The organism is Sulfurovum sp., assembly GCF_041562805.1.
Classification (GTDB): domain Bacteria; phylum Campylobacterota; class Campylobacteria; order Campylobacterales; family Sulfurovaceae; genus Sulfurovum.
The window spans coordinates 1-8792 of record NZ_JBFFOH010000103.1 but is presented as its reverse complement, the minus strand read 5'-3'; the positions used below and the strand labels follow the sequence as shown (position 1 = coordinate 8792).

General features: G+C 37.3%; 9 protein-coding genes. 3 read left to right on the top strand and 6 right to left on the bottom strand.

The window, feature by feature from the left end:
• Window positions 1-20 precede the first annotated feature (20 nt).
• The 6 genes from def to ABYK33_RS11020 all read right to left on the bottom strand — a co-directional run bounded on the left by def (window position 21) and on the right by ABYK33_RS11020 (window position 5481).
• Window positions 21-545, bottom strand: coding sequence for a peptide deformylase (def, locus tag ABYK33_RS11045; RefSeq protein ID WP_373033264.1), 525 nt, complete (start codon window positions 543-545; stop codon window positions 21-23).
• Window positions 546-554: 9 nt separating this feature from the next.
• Window positions 555-1145 carry an ATP-dependent Clp endopeptidase proteolytic subunit ClpP gene (gene clpP, locus ABYK33_RS11040; protein ID WP_373033263.1) on the bottom strand — a complete coding sequence of 197 codons (591 nt, stop codon included), beginning with the start codon at window positions 1143-1145 and terminating at the stop codon, window positions 555-557.
• Window positions 1146-1255: 110 nt separating this feature from the next.
• Window positions 1256-2548, bottom strand: coding sequence for a trigger factor (gene tig / locus ABYK33_RS11035; RefSeq protein WP_373033262.1), 1293 nt, complete (start codon window positions 2546-2548; stop codon window positions 1256-1258).
• Between the two features lie 133 nt (window positions 2549-2681).
• Complete coding sequence (locus ABYK33_RS11030; protein ID WP_373033261.1) at window positions 2682-3494, bottom strand: hypothetical protein; 813 nt, start codon at window positions 3492-3494, stop codon at window positions 2682-2684.
• Window positions 3495-3541: 47 nt separating this feature from the next.
• Window positions 3542-4540, bottom strand: coding sequence for a hypothetical protein (locus ABYK33_RS11025; protein WP_373033260.1), 999 nt, complete (start codon window positions 4538-4540; stop codon window positions 3542-3544).
• Window positions 4541-4662: 122 nt separating this feature from the next.
• Window positions 4663-5481 carry a DUF4405 domain-containing protein gene (locus ABYK33_RS11020; protein WP_373033258.1) on the bottom strand — a complete coding sequence of 273 codons (819 nt, stop codon included), beginning with the start codon at window positions 5479-5481 and terminating at the stop codon, window positions 4663-4665.
• An 83-nt stretch (window positions 5482-5564) separates the two neighbouring features.
• On the opposite strand from ABYK33_RS11020, the gene ABYK33_RS11015 reads away from it, so the two are divergent.
• From ABYK33_RS11015 to ABYK33_RS11005, 3 genes are all read left to right on the top strand, one after another.
• Window positions 5565-6563: an A/G-specific adenine glycosylase gene (locus ABYK33_RS11015; RefSeq protein WP_373033257.1), complete on the top strand. Its 999-nt coding sequence runs from the start codon at window positions 5565-5567 to the stop codon at window positions 6561-6563.
• A 135-nt stretch (window positions 6564-6698) separates the two neighbouring features.
• Entirely contained in the window at window positions 6699-7277 is a 579-nt protein-coding gene (gene folE / locus ABYK33_RS11010; RefSeq protein ID WP_373033256.1) for a GTP cyclohydrolase I FolE, read from the top strand.
• Between the two features lie 270 nt (window positions 7278-7547).
• On the top strand, window positions 7548-8753 hold the full coding sequence (locus tag ABYK33_RS11005; RefSeq protein WP_373033255.1) for a NifS family cysteine desulfurase: 1206 nt from the start codon (window positions 7548-7550) through the stop codon (window positions 8751-8753).
• Window positions 8754-8792 lie beyond the last annotated feature (39 nt).

Genomic DNA, 8792 nt, shown 5'->3' with positions numbered 1-8792 from the left:
TCAAAGTGCAAGATTGCTGCTTATGCCTCTTTTAGTCTTCGTTTCCACTCTTTTTCGAATTTCTTTCTCTTCATATAAGAGAGTTTTTCTATAAATACCTTACCGTCCAAATGATCCATCTCATGCTGTATCGCGATAGCAAGAAAGTTATCATCTTCTATGGTATGATTGTTGCCGTCTCTGTCAAAATACTCCACTTTAACATGTTTTGCACGCTCTACCTCTTCGTAGATACCAGGGATAGAAAGACACCCTTCCTGAAATTTTTCATTACCATCTTTTTCAATGATAACAGGGTTTATCATCTCTAAGGTATTTTCTTTAGGCTGGTCATGCCCAGCATCTTTATCCTCTAGAGGAATATTGATGATCAGTGCCCTTAGATCAACACCTACCTGAATAGCTGCAAGACCCACACCATTACTGGCACGCATCGTCTCATACATATCATCAAGCAGATCATGCAAGGAACCATTAAAAGATTCTACCTCTTTTGAGATAAGCTTTAGTCTTTTGTCTGGATATACTACTATTTCTCTAACCATGTACTTTCTCTATGCTGTAAAACTTTTTGTAAGTACTTTATCTATGAGACCATACTCCATAGCCTCTGCAGCAGACATAAAGTTATCACGTTCTGTGTCTTTTTCTATGCGTTTTGCTGTTTTGCCTGTCTGTTCTGCCAAGATCTCATTGAGTGTGTCCTTGAGTCTTTGGATCTCTTGCGCCTGTATCTGGATGTCCGTTGACTGTCCCTGTGCACCACCTGAAGGCTGGTGGATCATGATACGTGCATGCGGGAGAGCATAACGTTTACCTTTTGTACCTGAAGCAAGTAAAAAGGCACCCATAGATGCTGCTTGCCCAATACAGATAGTGACAATGTCCGGTTTGATGTAGTTCATTGTATCGAACATAGAGAGCCCCGAAGTGATCACACCTCCCGGAGAGTTAATGTAAAAGTAAATGTCTTTGTCTGGATCTTGTGCTTCAAGAAAAAGAAGTTGTGCTACAACGGTAGAGGCTACTTGATCATTTACCTCACCACTTAGCATAATAATACGGTCTTTAAGCAATCGTGAATAGATATCGTAAGATCTCTCTCCTCTACCTGTTTGTTCTACAACGTATGGAATATAGCTCATTTTTTACCTTTAATAATATATAGTTAAATAGATCTGAATATCAACTCAACTATACACTCTATAAGTTAACAAAGCAAACAGCAACGTTTGTTGCTGTCTACGCATTTGTTTTATTTATCTAGACCTAACATCTTACCAAAAAGTTTATCTTCGATCATACCCATCTTCACAGCTGGAAGAAGATTATTGTCCTGGTAATACTTGATAACTTCTTGTGGATCTTGACCACTCATCATCGCTTCATAGTAAATAGCCTGTGATACTTCCTGATCATCTACAGCTACTTCTTCTTTCTTCGCCAATGCATCTACAATAAAGGTTGCTTTTACAGATGCAACAGCATCTGCTCTTACTTCTTCACGAAGTGCTTCAACTTTCTCAGGATTGTCTTTGAAAGAGTTAAGCTCATCTTCACTCATCTCTCTTGCTTTTGCATTGATCTTCGCATCGATCTCTTGTTCAACAATGTTGTTTGGTAATGCAAAATCAAATTTTTCAACCAATGCTTCAACAAGCTTTGGTTTTAGATCTTCATTATAAATTTTTGAAATTTCTGCTGATTCAATCTGTTTTTTTACTCTTTCAGTAAGCATTTCAAGTGTTGCATTTTCTTCACCTTGAAGAAGTTTTTTTGCCAACTCATCATTTAGCTCAGCAGGTACTTGTTCTTGGATCTCGTGAAGTGTTACTTTAAACTCTGCTTCTTTACCCGCAAGATCAGCTGACTGGTATTCAGCCGGGAAAGTCACTGTTACAGTTTTTTCTTCTTCGTATTTCATACCGATGATCTGCTCTTCAAATCCTGGGATAAATTGACCTGAACCGATCTTTAGGTTAAACTTCTCTGCTTTACCGCCATCAAATGCTACACCATCCACAAAACCTTCAAAGTCTATAAGAACCATATCGCCATCTCTTACCATACGTTTTCTTTTGATCTTTTCATAAGGTGATTGCTGTGCTGCGATCTCTGCAAGTTTTTCTTCTATTTCTTTCTCTGATGCTGCCGGTCTGTTAAAGGCAGGAAGCACATCCATGTGACCTTCTGCTTCAAATGCCGGTCTAATAGAAACTTCTACTTCAACGTCAATACCAGAATCTTTTTTATCATACTTTTTAAATGTCGGTTGACCAAGAATGTCTGCCGGATTGATACCTGCTTCTTTAATGCCTGCATCGATAAGATCTTTAAGTACTTCACCTTCAGCATCTTGTGCAAGTTTGTCACCATGTAGTTTTTTCACTACGTGTGCAGGTACTTTACCTTTTCTGAATCCATCTACTTTCATCTCTTTACCAGCTTGAACAGCCATCTTGTTAATATTTTCTTCAACAGCACTGTTTTCTATAGTACCACTTACGATTACATTTGCGTCATCTACTTTGTTTACTGTAACTTTCACTACAATCCTTTATATATAATTACGTGATTTTATCTAAATAATGTTGAAATACCAATAAGCATTAAAATTATAGGGGAGAAGGGGGTTATTAAAAAGGCTGTCCAAAGTAATTCCGGACAGCTTAGGGGTCACACTATTTATATGATCTTTTAATATCTTTTTCTATCTCAGCTGGTGCAGAAGCTATTTTCATAAACTCTCCCATACTTAAAAGAGGCAAAGAAACTGCCAGGTAGTATTTAGGGTCTAACATCTCTGCTTTACCATCTTTGATCATACTTCTGTATGGCAAGACCTGTGCATTGTGCCCTGCATCGATCTTAAGAAGAAATTTATTTGTTCTGCTTCTTAAACTATGTCCGACAAGCGTTGATCCATTAGGAAGCTTAAGGCTATAAGCTACATATTTGTTGTCTTTAAGCTTTGTATCGAGATCTGCACCTTCACCTACTACGATCGTATCTTCTACATAAGCCATACCCATCATAAATTGGTATTTAGCCAACTTTGAAAGTTTGAACTCATCATTAACTGTATAAAGATCACCAAGCGCTTTTTGAAGAGACTTCAGTGTGCCGGCAAACTGACCATATTTAAACTTGTCTTGAAGGTATGCTGCACCAAAGTATGATGGATTTTGCACACGTACTTCTTTTTCATTTACAAGTACATTCAGTGTTGCCAACCAAGAGTTTGTATTTTTCAACTCTTTGTTCGTAACTGTAATAACCGTCGAACCTTTGATCGGTTCCGTCGTTGCCAAAATAGAAAAACCATTGGCTTTCAATTTTGACTTCACTTTATCTGCACTTTGTGCTTTGGCTGCGTAATAAGTACTAAGTACTTCCGGTGCAGGTGCACTTATATCCAGTTTAGTTCCCTCTGCACTTACTTGTACAGTGATGAATGCCAATAAAAACGCTAATGTCATTTTAGTAAATTTCATGTATTTCCCTTTTATTATATTTGTTTAACCAAATTTGGTTCAGCCTGTTAGTCTTTACCTAAAGTTACTACTTCGAATCCCATCTCTTTAAATGTCTCAACTACTTCTGCATCGATCGCTCTCATATAATCAATACGTTTTTGGTCTTTAAAGTTCAATGCATTGATCCAGTTATCTACACTTGCATACCCTACGTGAAGTTCATTTGTTCCTTTAGGAATGTAGAAGTAAACTGAACATGGTGCGAACATACCTGCTTCAGGGATACCTCTGTTGAAGATAGAGTTTGAAAATTCAAAGTGACAAAGCATAGAAACCCAGTATGCATCATATTTGTCAAATTCTAGATCCATATCACTGTACTCAAATTTAAAATCAATAAATCCTGCAATAATAAAGTTATGCTTAGAGAAACGTCCATCATGATCCATCACAAAGTCTTCAACAAATGTTTCCATATCATCCGGTGTTTCAAACTTTTTCACCATTCTTGTAATCCCGTTTTTCGGTAATGGCTTAGTATGCTCAAACTTTTGTGACATTGTTGGTTTCATCTCTTTTTTCATCAATCCATCGAAAGACTCAATCATATCTGTAAATGCTTTTCGCTGATCAGCATTTTTTTCACCAATAATATCTAACATCGTATCTGGAGCAAGGTGTCCGTACCATGTGTTATCATCTTCTGCTGCGTCAAGTTTTTTATACCCAAAAAAGTTATATGGAGCATAGGCACCAAAATCCGGGTTATGTAGTAACAGTGGTCTAAGTGCTTCTTTGTTCACAAGTCCAAAGAAAGAGATCATCTCTAAAGTCTTCTCTTTAAATTTATTGTAATAGTGTACTTGGATATCTTTATTGGCTGCTACAGTAGAGTAACCGATGGTATCTAGCTTTTTAATAAGTGCGTCTAGCTCTCCTATTGCATTACCTTTAGAACCATGAAGCTCTGCAGTTAACTTCACTTCTGCCATGTTTGACTTTACGTCAGCTTGCGCTATCCCTACAAGCATTAGAAACGCTAGTATTACCTTATTTATTCTCATTTTCACTCCTTATATTGTTAAATAGTATATCTTATGATAATAGAACTTATATTAATAAGTGTTTAACCATACGATAAACTAAACGTTAAAAGAAGTACTGTCTCACAAAGTTATTTTTCGACTCATTTCTCTTTTAAAAATCTATTCGAAAACCCATCAATTACCTCTCTGGCATTGAATCCCTGCTTTTCAACTGTAGATTTAAATTTATCTTTTTTTTCTGCTTTGATACCCATACTTTCCAGCTCTTGTAAAAGCAATTCACTGTCCATATTCAATTCCTTGGCAATTTCTTCAAAAGATTTTCTTCCAAGTCCTGTGATCTGGTTTTCAGGTCTATTCTCTCCCAACGAGGAAGTGATCCATCCAAAAATTTCACCTGGTTTTTTTCCTTCTTTCATAGCAATATCTTCCAAGGTTTGTGACTTTGAAGCAGTGATATTGTGCACAGCCAAGACTTTTAACACCTGATCCAGCTCATACCCTGTCTTTTGAGAAAAATCTTTGAGTGTAGACTCTTCTGCATGTCCATACGGAGGTTCTTCACTTTTCTCAACCCAACTCTCTTTTATCTCGTCTCCAAACTCAAGAAAAGTAGAAAAAGGCGGTGCTGTCAAAAGTGTACCAAACAAAAACACTAACATAATCACTATCGCCACAACCATTTCTTTGGTGAAAAACACAAATGCTTTAGCTTTGTTTTTCATATAACTGAGCAGGGGTGTCCAGTTATAGTAAACATGCAGCAGTGTGGTTAAAATAAACAGTGCCATAAATGTTGTATGTATATCGGCAAACTGATCCTTGCTCCATCCAAATAACTCCCAGTTCGTCCAGTAGGCTACCCTCCCGTGAGGTGAAATGTAGAGAATAATCCCTGTATATGTCATCATGATCATGGACCAAAGCATGACCAAAGATGTTATTCTTTTCAACTTCATTTTTATCCTTTATCTGTGTGTAGTCTATTTTAGCTAATTATAACATTCTAAACGTACAAAGCAACACGTGCTATAATCTCATCATGTATACACAAACCCACCAAAATATCCAAAACTGGTATCGGCAATATGGACGACTGGACCTTCCATGGCGTAACACAGATGAAGCGTATTATATCTACCTCTCTGAAGTGATGCTTCAACAAACACAGGTCAAAACCGTACTTGAACGATACTATATTCCTTTTATTGAACGCTTTCCTACACTTAAGCATTTAGGTGAGGCCCCTTTGGATGATGTATTGAAAATGTGGGAAGGTCTTGGGTACTACAATCGTGCAAAAAATTTACACAAGACCGCTACACTTGTAGATCAACTGCCTACTAACATAGATGAACTCATAAAACTTCCGGGTATAGGTAAAAACACTGCACATGCAGTCGCTGCCTTTGCATTTCATCAACCCGTGCCTATTATGGAAGCCAATGTCAAACGTATACTTTGTCGTTTACAGAAACTTAGAACTCCGAAGGATAAAGAGCTTTGGGATATTGCCTATATCTTGGTAGACAAGCTCAATCCCTTTGATTATAATCAGGCGATGATGGATATAGGCGCAACCATTTGCTTGCCTAAAAATCCCAAGTGTGAGATCTGTCCTCTTGATGATATCTGTGAAGGGAAAGAAGAACCTTTACTCTATCCTACAAAAAAGATACGTGTGGTGCCAACAAGGGTACAAAACATTCTTCTCCATGTTTATGATGATAAACTATCTCTGACACAAAGAGAAGGAAAATTCTTACATGGGCTATGGGGATTTGAAAGTGTAGAGATTCCACATTGTGCTGCTGAGTATATAGGTGAAGTCACCCATGCCTATACCCACTTTAAACTCATCTGCAAAGTCTATCTCTATTATGAAACAAGCCCCGAACAGATAGATTACTTTAGTGAAGCAGAAATACAAAAAATTGCTATCTCCAAAGTAGATGAAAAAATAGTCAATCTATATAGTAATTTTCTAAAATACGACTATTCGTATGAGCCTACTGCTGAAGTAGTCACAGTGACAACGTAGTTTTTGGGCTTTGCTCAAAAGCGTTCCAATAAATAATAGAAAATAGTTAAACTGTTCAGCAAAATAAATTCATAACGGGTATGGATTTATTGGAGTTTGGCTACAATGTGAAAAATAAGTATATAGGTTACCATGATGAATAAAGAAGAAGAATTTGAACAGGCTGTGACCAAAGTCCTTGAACTTTTAGGAGAAGATCCTACACGTGAAGGTTTACTTCAAACACCCAGCCGTGTTGCTAAAGCCCTGAAGTTTCTTACAGAGGGTTATGGTCAAGATCCAAAAGAGATACTCAACCAAGCGCTTTTCAGTACAAGTAATGATGAAATGGTATTGGTACGTGATATCGAGTTTTACTCTATGTGTGAACATCACATGCTTCCTATTATAGGGCGTGCACATGTGGCATACATACCAGATGGTAAAGTAGTAGGCCTTTCCAAGATCCCTCGTATCGTTAATGTCTATGCCAGACGTTTGCAGATACAAGAGCAAATGACTGAACAGATCGCAGATGCTATTTTGGAAACAATCAAACCTAAGGGTGTGGCAGTTGTGGTTCATGCACGCCATATGTGTATGGAGATGAGAGGTGTTCAAAAGATCAACTCAACGACAGTAAGTTCTGCCCTTCGTGGTCTCTTTAAAAGTGATGAACGTACCAGAAGTGAATTTTATAACCTTATCAATACGCCTACCCCATCTAATTTTTAACCAAAAACGGAAAATCTCCGTATTTGGTTCTTATGTACTTTCTATAAACTCTACAAAATATCCTTAATTTACACAACTTTGCACGCTATATCAAGTAAAAATAATTTAATTAGGAGTATAATTGTCTTCTTTAACTTAAATTTTATGTTAATTTAAGAATAACAGCGTATTATGCTCTAAACTAATTAGGACTAATTTAGTCTTAATTAAAATGAGTATCGTTATAAATAAAAAATTTGGATGGAAAGCTTTTCATTCAAAGGAGAAAAAATGAAAGTCTATTTAGACAATAATGCAACAACTATCGTAGGCCCTCAGGTCTTCACAGAAATGGAACCTTATTTTGTACAAAAGTATGGTAATCCAAACTCATTACACATATTTGCCAGTGATACACATCCTGGTATAAAAGTTGGTATGGAAAAAATATATGCTGGTATCAATGCACCTAGGGAAGATTCTGTTGTTATCACTTCTTGTGCAACAGAAAGTAATAACTGGGTACTCAAGAGTATCTATTTTGAATACATTTTAACAGGTAAAAAGAACCACATCATTATTTCTGAAGTAGAACACCCTTCTGTTATGGCAACTGCAAGGTTTTTAGAGAACATGGGTGCTAAAGTGACTTACCTTCCTATCAACCATGAAGGACTTATAGAGGCAAAGTCAGTAGAAGAGAGCATTACTGATAAAACTGCTCTAGTGTCAGTTATGTGGGCGAACAATGAAACAGGTGCGATCTTTCCTGTTCAGGAGATCGGTGATATCTGTAAAAAGCACAATGTACTTTTTCATACAGATGCCGTACAAGCCATAGGTAAAACACCTGTAAATGTACAGTCATTTAATGTAGATTACCTTACCTTCTCAGCACATAAGTTCCATGGACCTAAAGGTGTGGGTGCCCTCTACATCAAAAAAGGCAAAGAACTTATGCCTCTACTTCATGGTGGAGCACAAATGGGTGGATACCGTTCAGGTACGCTCAATGTTCCTGGTATCGTAGGTATGGGTAAAGCCATAGAACAAGCTGTTGATTCTTTAGATTACGAGATGACTGAGGTCAGAAAGATGAGAGATAATTTTGAAGATGAACTCCTCAAGCTTGAAGATACATTTGTTGTAACACCAAGAGAAAAAAGAACACCAAATACCATCCTTATCTCATTTAGAGGTATCGAGGGTGAATCTATGTTATGGGATCTTAGCCGTGCAGGTATCGGTGCAAGTACAGGCTCAGCTTGTGCAAGTGAAGATCTAGAAGCAAACTCAGTAATGGAAGCTATCGGTGCAGCAGAAGACTTGGCACATACAGCTATCCGTTTTTCACTGAGCCGCTACACCACACAAGATGAGTTAGACTACACACTAAAAGTAGTTAAGGCAGCTGTAATAAGACTTAGAGGTATCTCAAGTTCATACGCATACGCACCAGAAGGTCATGAGAGTGGATTAGACTCTCATCACCATTAATAGATAGAATAAATAATAAAGGATATATTATGGGAATAG

What these genes read in the sequence shown, in the direction of transcription:
- ABYK33_RS11030 (WP_373033261.1), bottom strand. Translation starts at nt 3,494, where the DNA reads ATGAAATTTACTAAAATGACATTAGCGTTTTTATTGGCATTCATCACT.
- ABYK33_RS11025 (WP_373033260.1), bottom strand. Translation starts at nt 4,540, where the DNA reads ATGAGAATAAATAAGGTAATACTAGCGTTTCTAATGCTTGTAGGGATA.
- folE (WP_373033256.1), top strand. Translation starts at nt 6,699, where the DNA reads ATGAATAAAGAAGAAGAATTTGAACAGGCTGTGACCAAAGTCCTTGAA.
- ABYK33_RS11015 (WP_373033257.1), top strand. Translation starts at nt 5,565, where the DNA reads ATGTATACACAAACCCACCAAAATATCCAAAACTGGTATCGGCAATAT.
- def (WP_373033264.1), bottom strand. Translation starts at nt 545, where the DNA reads ATGGTTAGAGAAATAGTAGTATATCCAGACAAAAGACTAAAGCTTATC.
- ABYK33_RS11005 (WP_373033255.1), top strand. Translation starts at nt 7,548, where the DNA reads ATGAAAGTCTATTTAGACAATAATGCAACAACTATCGTAGGCCCTCAG.
- ABYK33_RS11020 (WP_373033258.1), bottom strand. Translation starts at nt 5,481, where the DNA reads ATGAAGTTGAAAAGAATAACATCTTTGGTCATGCTTTGGTCCATGATC.
- clpP (WP_373033263.1), bottom strand. Translation starts at nt 1,145, where the DNA reads ATGAGCTATATTCCATACGTTGTAGAACAAACAGGTAGAGGAGAGAGA.